Here is a 14,147-nt window from a genome sequence, read left to right as displayed (position 1 = left end):
GAGCGCCCTCAGCGCATCTTCAGCACCTTGACCCGGATCGACCGGATGTCGCGTCCGCGGCTGCGCAGGTGAGCCGCCAGCGCCGGCAACAGCTGCCGCAGCTTGGCGGCCACCGCGTTGTTCTGCACCAGCAGACACCAGTCGCCGCCGTCGATCGGCCCGGCCTGGATGGCGGTCCGCAGCATCGGCGGAATGAGCGATTCGCACAGCTTCAGCCGGTCGCCCGATTCCCGCGCCAGCCCGGCCAGCCGCGCCAGGCCAGGCGATTCGGTGGAGGCTTGCTGCAGGGTGACGGCTTGGTGGCGACGGTACATGGTGCGTTTGGAAGAGGCCGCGGCGCTTGCTTTGGACGGCGGCATCCCCATTATCCGCAGACGTCCCGAGGCCCGGCTAGAATTTGCCGTTTGACCGGACTCCGGGTCACCCCTTCACTCTGAGGATGGACGAGCCCCGTCGCATCACGCAACGGAAGAGCTCCACACGCATGGCTACCAACTTTCTGACCAAACTCTTCGGCAGCCGCAACGATCGACTGCTCAAGCAATACCGGGGCGTGGTGGCACGCATCAATGCCCTGGAACCGGCACTGGAAAAACTGGACGACGCCGCCCTGCGCGCCAAGACCGATGAATTCCGCGACCGGGTGCTGAAGGGCGAATCGCTGGACGCATTGCTGCCCGAAGCCTTCGCCGTGGTCCGCGAGGGCTCCAAACGTGTCATGAAGATGCGCCATTTCGACGTCCAGATGCTGGGCGGCATGGCGCTGCACTACGGCAAGATCGCCGAAATGCGCACCGGCGAAGGCAAGACCCTGACCGGCACCTTGCCCGTGTACCTGAACGCACTGTCCGGCAAGGGCGTGCACGTGGTGACCGTCAACGACTACCTGGCACAGCGCGATGCCGAGTGGATGGGCCGGCTGTACAACTTCCTGGGCCTGTCGGTCGGCATCAACCTGCCCGGCCTGTCGCGTGAAGACAAGCAGATGGCCTATGGCGCTGCCATCACCTACGGCACCAACAACGAATACGGCTTCGACTACCTGCGCGACAACATGGTGTACGAGTCGGGCGACCGCGTTCAGCGCGGCCTCAACTACGCCATCGTCGACGAGGTCGACTCCATCCTGATCGACGAGGCCCGCACCCCGCTGATCATCAGCGGCCAGGCCGAAGACCACACCGTCACCTACGTGGCCATGAACCACGTGGTGCCGCTGCTGGTGCAGCAGATCGGCGAAGCCGACCCGCGCACCGGCGAAGGCGTCGAGAAGCCCGGCGACTTCACCATGGACGAGAAGAGCCGCCAAGTCTTCCTGACCGAGCAGGGCCACGAAAGCGCCGAACGCATCCTGGTCGCGCAAGGCCTGCTGCCCGAAGGCGCTTCGCTTTACGACCCGGCCAACATCTCGCTGATGCACCACCTGTACGCCGCCCTGCGTGCACACCAGCTGTACCACCGCGACCAGCATTACGTGGTGCAGAACGGCGAGATCGTCATCGTCGACGAGTTCACCGGACGCCTGATGTCGGGCCGCCGCTGGAGCGAAGGCCTGCACCAGGCCGTCGAAGCCAAGGAAGGCGTGGAGATCCAGGCCGAGAACCAGACCATGGCCTCGATCACCTTCCAGAACTATTTCCGCCTCTACGGAAAGCTGGCGGGCATGACCGGCACCGCCGATACCGAAGCCTACGAATTCCAGGAAATCTACGGCCTGGAGACGGTGCTGATTCCGCCCAACCGCACCAGCCGTCGCGACGACCAGCTGGACCGCGTCTACAAGACCACCCGCGAGAAGTACGAAGCCGCCATCCTCGACATCCGCGAATGTTATGGCCGCGGCCAGCCGGTGCTGGTGGGCACGACGTCCATCGAAAACTCCGAAATCATCTCGAACCTGCTGCAGCGCGAGAACCTGCCGCACCAGGTGCTGAACGCCAAGCAGCACGCCCGCGAAGCCGACATCGTGGCGCAGGCCGGCCGACCGAAGATGATCACCATCGCCACCAACATGGCCGGCCGTGGCACCGACATCGTGCTGGGCGGCAGCCTCGAGAAAATGCTGGCCGCCATCGAGGCCGACGACTCGCTGGACGACGCCACCAAAGAGCAGCGCATGGCCGACACCCGCGAACTGTGGAAGAAGGAACACGACGAAGTTTCGGCCCAGGGCGGCCTGCGCATCATCGCCACCGAACGCCACGAATCGCGCCGCATCGACAACCAGTTGCGCGGCCGTTCGGGCCGCCAGGGCGACCCGGGTTCCTCGCGTTTCTACCTGAGCCTGGACGATTCGCTGATGCGTATCTTCGCCGGCGACCGGGTGCGCTCCATCATGGAGCGCCTGAAGATGCCCGACGGCGAAGCCATCGAAGCCGGCATCGTCACCCGCAGCATCGCGAGCGCACAACGCAAGGTCGAAGCCCGCAATTTCGACATGCGCAAGCAACTGCTCGAATACGACGACGTGTCCAACGACCAGCGCAAGGTGATCTACACACAGCGCAACGAGATCCTCGATGCGGCCGACCTCGGTCCGCAAATCGACGGCCTGCGCGAAAGCACCTTCACCGACGTCACCCGGCAGTTCGTGCCCGCCGACTCGGTCGAGGAACAGTGGGACCTGGCCGGCCTGGAAGCCGCCCTGGCCCAGGACTGGCAGGTCGAACTGCCCCTGAAGGCAGAAGTCGAAGGCGCCAGCGCCATCACCGATGAAGACGTGCTCGAAAAGGTGATCGGCGCGGCCGACGCCGTCTTCAAGGCCAAGGTCGAGCAGGTAGGCGGCGAGCAGTTCACCCAGTTCGAACGGGTGGTGCTGCTGCAGGCCATGGACTCCAACTGGCGTGAGCACCTGGCCTCGCTCGACTACCTGCGCCAGGGCATCCACCTGCGCGGCTATGCCCAGAAGCAGCCCAAGCAGGAATACAAACGCGAGGCTTTCGAGCTGTTCGGCCAGATGCTGGATTCGGTCAAGACCGAAGTCACCAAGGTGCTGATGACCGTCAAGGTGCAGTCGCAGGAGCAGATCGGCGAAGCCGCCGAACTGATGGAAAGCCGTGCCGAGGCGGTCGGCAACCTGACCTACCAGGCGCCGACCGAGACCGGCGGCGTCGAAACCACCACCGACCAACTGCCGGTGATGCCCGTCGAGGCCGAAGGCATGCGGGTGGCACGCAACGATCCCTGCCCATGCGGCAGCGGCAAGAAATTCAAGAACTGCCACGGCCAGCTGAGCTGAGCCAAGGCCCTCTTTCGGAGTCTTCCATGCCCGTGAATCTTTCCGCGCCCGACGCCGCGGCGCTGTTCCCTGTCGCCGGCGTTTCCATCGGCGTGGCCGAAGCCGGCGTACGCAAGGCCAACCGCAAGGACCTGACCGTATTCCTGCTGGACGAAGGCACGACGGTTGCCGGCGTGTTCACCCAGAACCGCTTCTGCGCCGCGCCGGTGCAGGTCTGCCGCGAACATCTCGCATCCGGCCAGCCGGTGCGCGCGATGGTGGTCAACACCGGCAACGCCAATGCCGGCACCGGCGCCGACGGCCTGGCTCGCGCCCGCGCCACCTGCGATGCGGCGGCGCGGCTGCTGGGCGTGCCCGCCGGCGCGGTGCTGCCGTTCTCGACGGGCGTCATCATGGAACCGCTGCCGGTCGACCGCATCGAGGCCGGTCTGCCTGCGGCAATAGCCGACGCCAGTCCCGCCCATTGGGGCCGTGCCGCCGAAGGCATCATGACCACCGACACGGTGCCCAAGGCCTTCAGCGCCCAGGCCCTGATCGGTGGCAAGCAGATCGCCATCACCGGCATCAGCAAGGGCGCCGGCATGATCCGGCCGAACATGGCCACCATGCTGGGTTTCCTGGCCACCGACGCCGCCGTGTCGCAGCCGGTGCTGCAGCAACTGGCGCTGGCGCTGGCCGAGGGTTCGTTCAACCGCGTGACCATCGACGGCGACACGTCGACCAACGATTCCTTCGTGGTGGTCGCGACCGGCAAGGCCGGTAACGCGGTCATCGATTCGCTGGACAGCGAAGACGGCCAGTTGCTGCATCAGGCACTGCTCGGCGTGGCCCGCCTGCTGGCCCAGGCCATCGTGCGCGACGGCGAGGGCGCGACCAAGTTCATCACCGTCACCGTCGAAGGTGGCCGTACCGCCGCCGAATGCCGGCTCGTGGCTTATGCCATCGCCCATTCGCCTCTGGTGAAGACCGCGTTCTTCGCCAGCGACCCGAATCTGGGCCGCATCCTGGCGGCGGTCGGTTATGCCGGCATCACCGATCTCGATCAGACCGGTATCGAGCTGTTCCTGGACGACGTGCATGTCTGCACCAGGGGTGGCCGCCGTGTCGAATATCGCGAAGAGGACGGCCAGCGCGTGATGAAGAAGAGCGAGATCACCGTGCGTGTGGGACTGGGTCGCGGCACCGCCACCGACACCGTGTGGACCTGCGATTTCAGCCACGAATACGTGACCATCAACGCCGACTACCGCTCGTGATGAACGACAGTTTCGAACGCCTGATCACCCGCGCCGAGCAGGTGCTCGGCCGGCTCGAAGCTTTCCTTCCGGCACCGCTGGCACCGCCTGACTGGACCGAGGCCATCGCCTGGCGCTACCGCCGCCGCAGCAATGGCGCCGGCCGCCTCGAACCGGTGCGCCATGTGTCCGGGCTGGCCTTGTCCGAACTGCGCGAGATCGAGCCGCAGAAGGAAAAGATCGAACGCAACACCCGCCAGTTCGTCGAAGGCCGTTCGGCCAACAACGTGCTGCTGACGGGTGCGCGTGGCACCGGCAAGTCGTCCCTCATCAAGGCCTGCCTCAAAACCTTCGCGCCGCAGGGCCTGCGCCTGATCGAAGTCGACAAGAGCGACCTGGCCGACCTGCCCGATATCGTCGACATGGTGGCCGACCGGCCTGAAAAGTTCATCGTGTTCTGCGATGACCTGAGTTTCGAGGACGGCGAATCCGGCTACAAGGCACTCAAGTCGGCGCTCGACGGTTCAGTGGCTGCGGCCACGCCCAACGTGCTGATCTACGCTACCAGCAACCGTCGCCACCTGCTGCCCGAATACATGGCCGAGAACCTCACGTATTCGCACGCCCCCGACGGCGAGATCCATCCTGGCGAAGTCATCGAAGAGAAGATTTCGCTGTCCGAGCGCTTCGGCCTGTGGGTCAGTTTCTATCCCTTCACCCAGGACGAATACCTGACCATCTGCGGCCAATGGCTGTCGTCGTTCGGCCAGACGGCCGAACAGATCGCCGCGGCCCGGCCGGAAGCCCTGGTGTGGGCCCTGGAGCGCGGTTCTCGCAGCGGCCGCGTGGCCTACCAGTTCGCCCGCGACAAGGCGGGCCGTGACGATGGCTGAGACTTCCGTTCCGCGCAAGCACACCGAAGTCGCGGTCGGCATATTGCTGCGCGGCGAACACGACATGCTGCTGACCAGCCGGCCGGAAGGCAAACCCTACGCGGGTTATTGGGAGTTCCCGGGCGGCAAGCTGGAAGCCGGCGAAACGGTCGAGCAGGCGCTGCGCCGCGAACTGGAAGAAGAGCTGGGTGTGGTGATCGGCAAGGCCGAGGTGTGGAAGGTCACCGAGCACGACTACCCGCATGCACTGGTCCGGCTGCACTGGTGCCGGGTCACCGAGTGGAGCGGAGAATTCGAGATGCGCGAAGGTCAGCGGATGCAGTGGCAGACGTTGCCGCTGACGGTGTCGCCGGTGCTGCCGGGCGCGTTCCCGGTGCTGGCCTGGATGGCCGAAGAAAAGGGCTTCGAAGGCCCTACGCACATCGAGGCCTGACCCGCTCAGTGCTGGTGTCGGGGATCGCCGTAGATTTCGTCTTCGGGCGGAGCTTCGGTCGGCACACGAAAGCTTTCACTGGCCCAGGCGCCGAGGTCCACACCGCGACAACGGGCGCTGCAGAAAGGCCTGTAGGGGTTCTCTGCAGCATAGACGCTGTCGCCGCCGCAACCGGGGCAACGCACGATACGTTTCTTGATCTCGGGAATATCGGAAGAGTTCGTCATAACCCGAAGATTTTGCCGCCGACCCCGATCAGGCGCAAAGCGACAGCTCGAAACCCGTGTCTTCACCAGCGGAATGCAGGCGGCCGTCGCCTTCTTGCCGCATCAGCCTGACCGACACCATCAGCCGGTTGCCGCTGATTTCCGGCACCAGGCCCGAGGACGGATCCATACGCAGCCGCAGCAGCTGGAAGCTGCGGCCCTGCGGCAGGGTTTGCTGGAAATTGCCACCCTGCGGCATGACCTTTTGCGGCACGCCCGAATCGCGCAGCATCTTCAGAAGCAGGTAGATCGATTCGGCCAGCGGCGCCAGCGTCGATGCCCAGCCCGACACATCGGCACGCCGAGCCGCGCTGCTCTGGTGCTGCCAGGCGTAATAGGCCGGAAGGTCGAATCCGCAGGTGCCCCCAGGAATGCCGGCGCGGCTGCGGATGGCCATCAGGAAGTCGTTTTCGGTCAGGGACTGCCCGGCGCGGCCGGTCAGCTGCAGCAGGGATGCCAGGCAATGGTCCACCTGTGCGATGACACCCTCCAGCACGCTCTGCGCGATGGCCGGGTTGTCTCGGAAGGCATCCAGCTGCTGCTTCTGTTTTTCAAGGTCCTTCATCACGTCGGCCTTGAGGTCGGCGCGCGCCGCGACGTCCATGATCTCGAAGATCGAGACCAGGGCGAAATGATGATCCAGCGGATGTTCGCGTGGCACCAGTTCGCCCAGGCGGCGGAACAACTGTTCGAGCCTCAGGTACGTCCGGATGCGCTCGTTGAAGGGGTATTCGTACAAAATCACGGCGGTCATCATAGTCCCATGATGCTGGCGATCGACCCGACGGCTACATCGAGTTGCTCGATGCTCAGCTTCTCGTTGAAAAGCACAAAATCCGCGGCCTGGCGCCGTTCGGCGCGAGACGCCTGCGAGGCGATGATGCGGCGCACCGTGCCCTCGTCCAGCGCACTGCGGGACATCACCCGTGCGACCTGGGTCAGGTGTTCGCAATCGACCACCAGCACCCGTTCAACCCGGTCGACCCAGCGGCCGGATTCGACCAGCAGCGGCACGTCATGCACCAGCAGCCGTATGCCCTGGCTGCGCGCTTCGTTCGACGCATCGACGCCGGCCCGGCTGATCAGCGGGTGCACGATGGCTTCGAGCCGGTGCCGGGCGCCCGGATCCTGGAACACCAGCGCCCGCATGCGTTCGCGGTCCAGCGCGCCATCCGGTGTGATGAAACCGTCGCCGAAACTGGCGGCGATCGCCGCGATGGCGCTGCCGCCGGGCGCGGTCGTGGCACGTGACAGCGCATCGGCATCGATCACCCGCGCGCCGCGGGCCTCCAGCATGGCGGCAACAGTGCTTTTGCCGCTCCCGATGCCGCCGGTCAGGCCCAGGGTGCGCATGCGCGGAGGTGCCACCGGTTACAGGGCGCTGAACTGCCGCAAGGCCTGCGGACCGACCGCCAGCGCCACCAGCCCGGCGGCGGCGAGGAAGGGGCCGAAGGGCACATAACCGCCTGTGCGCAACTGGCTGCGCAGCTTCAGCGCGATACCGACCATGGCGCCGGTCACGGACGCCATCAGGATCAGCGGTATCAGCGCCTGCCAGCCGAACCAGGCCCCCAGGGCGGCGAACAGCTTGAAGTCGCCGAAGCCCATGCCTTCCTTGCCGGTCAGCAGCTTGAACGCCCAATAGATCAGCCACAGGGACAGATAACCCGCCGCTGCGCCCCATACAGCGTCGACCAGCGGGACCGACAGCCACTGCTGCGCCGAACCCAGCACACCGGCCCACAGCAGGGGCAGGGTGATGCTGTCGGGCAGCAGGGTGGTGTCCCAGTCGATCATCGCCAGGGCGATCAGCGCGGCCGAAAAACCGCACCACAGCAATGCGGTACCGGTGACACCCCAGCGCCATGCGCAGAAACCGAACAGCGCCCCCGTGACCGCCTCGACCAGCGGATACCGCACGCTGATGCCGCCCTTGCAGGCCGAACATCGGCCCCGCAGCGCCAGCCAGCTGACGACCGGCAGGTTTTCATACCAGCGCACCCCGTGCCCGCAATGGGGGCAACGCGAGCGGGGCGCCACAAGGTTGAAACGTTCGGGCTCGGCCACAACCGCATAGGTGGAGGCGGGCGCACTCTTGTCCACCTGCGCTTCGGCGAGTTCGGCGGCCCATTCACGCTCCATCATGACCGGCAGGCGGTAGATGACCACGTTCAGGAAACTGCCGATCAACAGGCCGAAGACGACCGCCGCCGTGACGGTGAATTCGATGGGCAGGCCGTCAAGCATGGACAGGGTTCCGCATGTATCCGATGACTCGAAACTGCTTGGCACCCGAAGGGCCGCTTGGCGTGAAACCGTTCATTCCTGACTTCCCTGCTGCCGCGCGTGGCGGGCGACTGATGTTGGATCAATCGTAACTCGGCAGGGATGCCGCCTGGTCCGGCAGGCCGGTCTCGACTCTCAGAATTTCCGGACCGGTCCGAAACCCAGATAAGCCATGCGTTTATGTTCCAGCCGGCCGCGCGCGACGCTGTCCAGGATCAAGCCGCTGGTGAAACTCATCGCGCCCAGCAATGACAGGATGGTGATCAGCATGGCTGTAGGAAACCGCGGAACCAGGCCCGTCGCCAGGTAAGTGCCGACCAGTGGATAACCCAATATCAAGGCCAGCAGCAGGAACGCACATCCGATCCAGGAATAGAACAGCAGAGGTTTTATTTCCTTGAACAGGAGGATGAAGGTGCGCAGGATTCTCAATGCGTCGTGCACCGTGCGCAGTTTGCTGACCGATCCTTCCTGCCTGACACCATAACGTGTGTGCATTTCTGCCACCGGCATGCGGATCTGGCTGGCATGTACCGACATTTCGGTTTCTATTTCAAAACCGCTGGATACCGCGGGGAAACTCTTGACGAACCGGCGGGAGAACACGCGATAGCCTGAGAATATATCGTTGAACAGCGGCCCGAAGAGCGCGCGGTAGATGCAGTTGAACAGCCGGTTGCCCAATGCATGGCCGGCACGGTGCGCCTCTTCGTAGATATTCATGCGGGTGCCGACCAGCATGTCGAGTTGTTCGTCGATCAATCTCTGCACCATGACCGAGGCGACTTCCGGGTCATAGGTGCCGTCTCCATCGGCCATCAGATAGACATCCGCATCGATGTCGGCGAACATGCGCCTTACCACATTACCTTTGCCGGCCCAGGGTTCGTTACGAACAATGGCGCCTGCGGCTCGCGCTTCTTCGGCGGTGTTGTCGGACGAACAGTTGTCATACACATAAACACTCGCCTGCGGTAATGCCCGGCTGAAGTCTGCCACCACCGTGCGGATCGACAGTGCCTCATTATGGCAAGGCAGCAATACGGCAATCCTGAAGTTCAACACGGCCCGCAGATTGATGGCCGGGTGCCCGGGATCCGCCACCATGTTCATGATACGAAACCCTTGTAATCGAACAAACGGGTGAGCATTCCGGCGCATACCAGAATGGCTGCGGCGACGATGATCCGGCGGCCGCCGGTATCGATTTTCCAGATATTCCGCGACAGGGCGTCTGCACTCAGAATGACCGCGACCAACACTGCCAGGGTGCTCCAGTAGGCATATCGAATATCGGTGGCCACGCCCACCACCAGCATGGAACCCAGGTAAAGTGTCCCGGAAATTGCCAGGCCACGTGCGGCGATCAGTGTGCTGTCCTGCAATGCGCCCCGCGTCAGGAATAGAAACACACCGCCCACAGCGAACCAGGTAATCGGCCACACCAGGATGTTGACCAAAAAATAATCTTCGAAGATCGCCTGCTGTTCATCCCGTGCTCCAGCGCCACGGCTCGAAGTCAGGCAAAGCGATGCCAGCCTGCAGGGCCTGGCCGGCACCAGGAAGTAGGTCATGGAATTGAACGCCTTGAGCCGATGTTCGAGGTAGGCCAGGGGATGGGTGAATATGGCAGCCATCCAGTATTTCTTGAGTTCACCCCGAGCCGGCGAATCCGGCGGCCCCAGGTTTTTCCAGACAAAACTGCAGGAGCCCCAATAACTCCATGTATCCCAGAAATACGGCGTATAACAGTCATGCAATTTATCCGCAGGCATGTTGATGGCGGCTGGCAATATGCTTTCGTCCGAGGAGTGCCTGGCAATTCCGTTGAGATCGAATAGCAGCAGGGACTGAATGGATCCGGAGTTTTCGGCCGACAGCAGATACCGGTTGATTCCGCTGCTGATCGGCAGGGCCAGCAACGCCGCGACCAGCGAAGCCATCAGCCATTCTCTCGCCATGGACGTACTGATATTGGTCGCGAATCCGTATATCAGCAGGGGGCCGATGGCGAATATGGCGTTGGTACGCACGAGCGTTCCATAGGCCAAAAGAAACAGCAGCAAAACGGTGGCCGATAAGGAACGCCGGCGATCCCGTGCCCGGTGCCAGAAAACCAGGCCACATGCCGCGACGAACACCGACGCCATGCCGACGTCCTTGATAATTCCGCCGTTATAACGAACAAAAAATGGGAGCGCACCTGCGATTAATATGATCCACGCGGTTTTTTTGCGGCCCCTGAAAAACAGCCCATCGGCGATCAGCAGAAAACCCATCCAGTGGAATGCCAGCTGAAAAACCAGCATGCTGGATGCACCGGTTTCTGCTGGCAGCATCCAGGACCACAGCCAGGCCATCACCGGCGGATGCCAGTCGGTATATCGACCGGCAATGGCTTCGGCCAGTTGCGGACCACTGTCGTAGTTGAGTTTCCCGGGAAATGTCAGCGCCAGGTTGGCAGCGAACAAAACCGCAGCGGCAAGAAGCAGCATCCTGCGTTTTTCAAGCCATCCCGCCGACGGTAGCCACGTCTTCAAATTACCGGTGGCAGACATAAACGCAGCAGCCTTGTCAGTTTTGGTTAACTTTCAAGGGAGATTGTTCACCGAACGCCGGGCCGGACCAATAGACACAACGGCTTATGCCCAAGCCTTGCATTCGCTGTTTTCATCGCCGGAAATAATGCGCCGCCGGCCGCGCGGCCCGGGGCGGCGGCCGGCAGGTCAGACGACTTGGCCGAGCTTGAAGATAGGCAGGTACATCGACACCACGATGCCGCCGATGAGAGTGCCGAGGAACACGATGATGATCGGCTCGAGCAGGCTGGACAGGCCGGCCACCATCTCGTCGACCTCGCCTTCGTATACATCGGCCGCCTTGCCCAGCATGTGGTCCAGCGCACCCGACTCCTCGCCGATGGCGCACATCTGCAGCACCATGTTCGGGAAGAGGTTGGCGTTGCTCATGGCCACCGTCAGGCTTGTGCCGGTGGCGACCTGCTGCTGGATCTTCTCGGTTGCCACCATGTAGACCGAGTTCCCGGAGGCGCCGCCCACCGAATCCAGCGCTTCCACCAGCGGCACGCCGGCGGCGAACATGGTCGACAGCGTGCGGGTCCAGCGGGCGACGCATGACTTGTCGATCAAGGCGCCGAATACCGGCACCCGCAGGATGTAGCGGTCCACGGCGCGTTGGAAATTCTCACTGCGCCGGAAACTTTGCCGCAGGAAATAGAAAGCGCCGATCACCGAACCCAGCATCAGCCACCAGTAGCTGACGAAGAATTCGCTCATGGCGATCACCACGAGCGTGGGCGCCGGAAGGTCGGCGCCGAAGGACGAGAACACTTGTTTGAAGGCCGGTATCACGAAGATCATGATCACGGACACCACCACCACCGCCACCAGCAGCACCGAGATGGGGTACATCAGGGCCGACTTGATCTTGGATTTGATGGCCTCGGTCTTCTCCATGTAGGTGGCCAGCCGGTCGAGCAGCGATTCGAGGATACCGGCGGCTTCGCCGGCCTCAACCAGGTTGCAGTACAGGCTGTTGAAGTACATCGGATGCTTGCGGAACGCTCCCGACAGCGAGGTGCCGGTTTCCACGTCCTGGCGGATATCGTTCAGCAGCTTGGCCACGCTCGGGTTGGAATTGCCCCGGCCCACGATGTCGAACGACTGCAGCAGCGGCACGCCGGCCTTCATCATGGTGGCCAGCTGGCGGGTGAACACCGCGATGTCCTTCGGCTTGATCTTCTTGCCGCTTTTCATGCGGCGTTTTTTGATCTTGGTCGGCAGCACGCCCTGGCGGCGCAGGGTCGCGGTGACCTGGTTCTCGCCGCTGGCGCGGATTTCGCCGCGCACCGGCTTGCCCTGGCGGTCCCGGCCTTCCCACTCGAAGACGAAATCCTTGATGCCCCGCGATGCGGCAGTGGCCATGTTGCTCAGCTCCTGGTCGATGGCCGCCGGCTGGCGGTCAGCGGATTGTGGGTCATTCGTTGGTGACGGCCAGCACTTCCTCGAGAGAGGTCATGCCCAGGCGCACCTTGTGCAGGCCGGATTCGCGCAGCGATCGCACGCCGTCCAGACGCGCCTGCGCCGCGATGTCGAGTGCGCTGCCGTCGCGCAGGATGATGGCCTGCATGGCTTCGTTGACCGGCATCACCTGGTAGATGCCAACCCGGCCCTTGTAGCCGTTGTTGCACGCGGAACAGCCCACCGGGCGATAGGGGCGCCAGCTGCCGTCGAGCTGATCTTCGGTATAGCCGGCATCCAGCAGGGCCGAACGCGGCACTTCGTGTTCTTCCTTGCAGACCGGACAGAGGCGACGCGCCAGCCGCTGCGCGGTGATGAGGATCACGCTCGACGCGATGTTGAAGGGCGCGATCCCCATGTTGCGCATGCGGGTCAGCGTGGTCGGCGCATCGTTGGTGTGCAGCGTCGACAGCACCAGGTGACCGGTCTGCGCGGCCTTGATCGAGATGTCGGCGGTTTCCAGGTCGCGGATTTCGCCGACCATGATGATGTCGGGATCCTGGCGCAGGAAGGACTTGAGCGCGACCGCGAAGGTCAGGCCGGCGCGGTCGTTGACGTTGACCTGGTTGACACCCGGCAGGTTGATTTCGGACGGATCTTCGGCCGTGGCGATGTTCACGCCCGGCTTGTTGAGCATGTTCAGGCAGGTGTAGAGCGAAACCGTCTTGCCCGAGCCGGTCGGCCCGGTGACCAGGATCATTCCGTACGGCCGTCCGATGGCGTGCAGCAACCGTTCCTTTTCTTCGGGTTCGTAGCCCAGGGCCTCGATACCCAGCTTGGCGCTGCTCGGGTCCAGGATCCGGATCACGATCTTTTCGCCGAACAGCGTGGGCAGGGTGCTGACCCGGAAGTCGATGACCCGGTCGGCGCCGACCTTGAGTTTCATGCGGCCGTCCTGCGGCACCCGTTTCTCGGAGATGTCCAGCCGCGAGATCACCTTGATGCGCGATGCCAGCTTTTCCTTGATGGCGATGGGCGGCGAGGCGATTTCGCGGAGTTCGCCGTCGACCCGGAAACGCACCCGGTAGTTGTGTTCGTAGGGTTCGAAATGCAGGTCGGATGCACGCATGTTGAACGCGTCGATCAGCATCTTGTGCAGGAACTTGACGACCGGCGCGTCTTCGACCTCGGCCAGCGAGGCGGATTCACCTGCGTTGGGGTCGAGCGCCTCGGGTTCGTCGTCGAATTCGAAGTCGCCGCCGCTGACCATGCTGTCGAGCTGGTCGGATGCCGACGTCGAGGTCGCGTCGACCATCTTGGAAAGCTTGTCGTATTCGGCGATGACCCAGTCCACCCCCAGCTGGGTGGAGAACTTGATCTTTTCGGCTGCTTCCTGGTCGGAAGGGTCGGCGGTGGCGACGATCAGGCGGTTGCTGCGTTTGCTGAGCACCAATACCCGGTAGGCCTGGCAGATCTTGGGGTCGAGCAGGTCCTTGGGCAGGCGCTGCGGATCGATGGCCGACAGGTCCAGCAGCGGGGCACCGAAGGCGGCGGACACCGCATGTGCCAGGTCGGAAGCGGAAACCGCGCCGGAGCCGGTGAGCTCGGCGATGAAACTGCTGCGCGTCGATTTGGCCTTGCGGACCAGATCCTCGGCGGCTTTCTGGCTGATCAGCCCGGCGGCGATCAGCGTCCGGCCCAGCCCGGGAAGCGCAACGGGGGCGCTGTCTTTGCTGAGGGCATCAATTACGGCCATGGGTCCCGGAAGCGGTAAGTTAGCGTAAAAAAGCATCCTACCATCGCCCCTCGTGGCGCC

Annotated in this window: 13 protein-coding genes; 4 read left to right on the top strand and 9 right to left on the bottom strand. The window is 63.6% G+C overall.

Annotated features, from left to right (window positions below; all coding sequences use genetic code 11):
- Positions 1–8: 8 nt before the first annotated feature.
- Positions 9–314 carry a hypothetical protein gene (locus AC3ANW_RS17920; RefSeq protein ID WP_488345455.1) on the bottom strand — a complete coding sequence of 102 codons (306 nt, stop codon included), beginning with the start codon at positions 312–314 and terminating at the stop codon, positions 9–11.
- Between the two features lie 170 nt (positions 315–484).
- Here AC3ANW_RS17920 and secA point away from each other — a divergent pair, with 170 nt between their 5' ends.
- Genes secA through AC3ANW_RS17900 form a run of 4 tightly spaced genes read left to right on the top strand, consistent with a single transcriptional unit; the run spans position 485 to position 5,799 of the window.
- Positions 485–3,238, top strand: coding sequence for a preprotein translocase subunit SecA (gene secA / locus AC3ANW_RS17915; protein WP_488342197.1), 2,754 nt, complete (start codon positions 485–487; stop codon positions 3,236–3,238).
- A gap of 26 nt (positions 3,239–3,264) precedes the next feature.
- Positions 3,265–4,494 carry a bifunctional glutamate N-acetyltransferase/amino-acid acetyltransferase ArgJ gene (argJ, locus tag AC3ANW_RS17910; RefSeq protein WP_488342196.1) on the top strand — a complete coding sequence of 410 codons (1,230 nt, stop codon included), beginning with the start codon at positions 3,265–3,267 and terminating at the stop codon, positions 4,492–4,494.
- Positions 4,494–5,366 carry an ATP-binding protein gene (locus AC3ANW_RS17905; protein ID WP_488342195.1) on the top strand — a complete coding sequence of 291 codons (873 nt, stop codon included), beginning with the start codon at positions 4,494–4,496 and terminating at the stop codon, positions 5,364–5,366. The genes argJ and AC3ANW_RS17905 overlap by 1 nt, the downstream gene beginning before the upstream one ends.
- Positions 5,359–5,799, top strand: coding sequence for an NUDIX domain-containing protein (locus tag AC3ANW_RS17900; protein WP_488342194.1), 441 nt, complete (start codon positions 5,359–5,361; stop codon positions 5,797–5,799). The genes AC3ANW_RS17905 and AC3ANW_RS17900 overlap by 8 nt, the downstream gene beginning before the upstream one ends.
- Before the next feature lie 5 nt (positions 5,800–5,804).
- On the opposite strand, the gene AC3ANW_RS17895 is transcribed toward AC3ANW_RS17900, so the two are convergent.
- From AC3ANW_RS17895 to pilB, 8 genes are all read right to left on the bottom strand, one after another.
- A complete protein-coding gene (locus tag AC3ANW_RS17895) occupies positions 5,805–6,026 on the bottom strand; it encodes a DNA gyrase inhibitor YacG (protein WP_488342193.1) in 222 nt (73 codons plus the stop codon).
- 28 nt (positions 6,027–6,054) lie between these two features.
- Entirely contained in the window at positions 6,055–6,810 is a 756-nt protein-coding gene (gene zapD / locus AC3ANW_RS17890) for a cell division protein ZapD (RefSeq protein WP_488345454.1), read from the bottom strand.
- Positions 6,811–6,818: 8 nt separating this feature from the next.
- Complete coding sequence (coaE, locus tag AC3ANW_RS17885) at positions 6,819–7,418, bottom strand: dephospho-CoA kinase (protein WP_488342192.1); 600 nt, start codon at positions 7,416–7,418, stop codon at positions 6,819–6,821.
- An 18-nt stretch (positions 7,419–7,436) separates the two neighbouring features.
- Positions 7,437–8,312 carry a prepilin peptidase gene (locus AC3ANW_RS17880; RefSeq protein WP_488342191.1) on the bottom strand — a complete coding sequence of 292 codons (876 nt, stop codon included), beginning with the start codon at positions 8,310–8,312 and terminating at the stop codon, positions 7,437–7,439.
- 174 nt (positions 8,313–8,486) lie between these two features.
- On the bottom strand, positions 8,487–9,512 hold the full coding sequence (locus tag AC3ANW_RS17875; protein ID WP_488342190.1) for a glycosyltransferase: 1,026 nt from the start codon (positions 9,510–9,512) through the stop codon (positions 8,487–8,489).
- On the bottom strand, positions 9,461–10,909 hold the full coding sequence (locus tag AC3ANW_RS17870) for a hypothetical protein (protein WP_488342189.1): 1,449 nt from the start codon (positions 10,907–10,909) through the stop codon (positions 9,461–9,463). The genes AC3ANW_RS17875 and AC3ANW_RS17870 overlap by 52 nt, the downstream gene beginning before the upstream one ends.
- Before the next feature lie 168 nt (positions 10,910–11,077).
- Positions 11,078–12,295: a type II secretion system F family protein gene (locus tag AC3ANW_RS17865; protein WP_488342188.1), complete on the bottom strand. Its 1,218-nt coding sequence runs from the start codon at positions 12,293–12,295 to the stop codon at positions 11,078–11,080.
- Positions 12,296–12,347: 52 nt separating this feature from the next.
- Entirely contained in the window at positions 12,348–14,087 is a 1,740-nt protein-coding gene (gene pilB / locus AC3ANW_RS17860) for a type IV-A pilus assembly ATPase PilB (RefSeq protein ID WP_488342187.1), read from the bottom strand.
- Positions 14,088–14,147 lie beyond the last annotated feature (60 nt).

It is taken from the genome of Xylophilus sp. PBN-3R, from assembly GCF_057747805.1.
This window is presented reverse-complemented; position numbering and strand designations above follow the sequence as displayed.

Coding starts and splice junctions, on each gene's coding strand:
- AC3ANW_RS17895 (WP_488342193.1), bottom strand. CDS start 6,026: ATGACGAACTCTTCCGATATTCCCGAGATCAAGAAACGTATCGTGCGT.
- argJ (WP_488342196.1), top strand. CDS start 3,265: ATGCCCGTGAATCTTTCCGCGCCCGACGCCGCGGCGCTGTTCCCTGTC.
- coaE (WP_488342192.1), bottom strand. CDS start 7,418: ATGCGCACCCTGGGCCTGACCGGCGGCATCGGGAGCGGCAAAAGCACT.
- AC3ANW_RS17870 (WP_488342189.1), bottom strand. CDS start 10,909: ATGTCTGCCACCGGTAATTTGAAGACGTGGCTACCGTCGGCGGGATGG.
- AC3ANW_RS17880 (WP_488342191.1), bottom strand. CDS start 8,312: ATGCTTGACGGCCTGCCCATCGAATTCACCGTCACGGCGGCGGTCGTC.
- AC3ANW_RS17905 (WP_488342195.1), top strand. CDS start 4,494: ATGAACGACAGTTTCGAACGCCTGATCACCCGCGCCGAGCAGGTGCTC.
- secA (WP_488342197.1), top strand. CDS start 485: ATGGCTACCAACTTTCTGACCAAACTCTTCGGCAGCCGCAACGATCGA.
- AC3ANW_RS17900 (WP_488342194.1), top strand. CDS start 5,359: ATGGCTGAGACTTCCGTTCCGCGCAAGCACACCGAAGTCGCGGTCGGC.
- AC3ANW_RS17865 (WP_488342188.1), bottom strand. CDS start 12,295: ATGGCCACTGCCGCATCGCGGGGCATCAAGGATTTCGTCTTCGAGTGG.
- AC3ANW_RS17875 (WP_488342190.1), bottom strand. CDS start 9,512: ATGCGCCGGAATGCTCACCCGTTTGTTCGATTACAAGGGTTTCGTATC.
- AC3ANW_RS17920 (WP_488345455.1), bottom strand. CDS start 314: ATGTACCGTCGCCACCAAGCCGTCACCCTGCAGCAAGCCTCCACCGAA.
- pilB (WP_488342187.1), bottom strand. CDS start 14,087: ATGGCCGTAATTGATGCCCTCAGCAAAGACAGCGCCCCCGTTGCGCTT.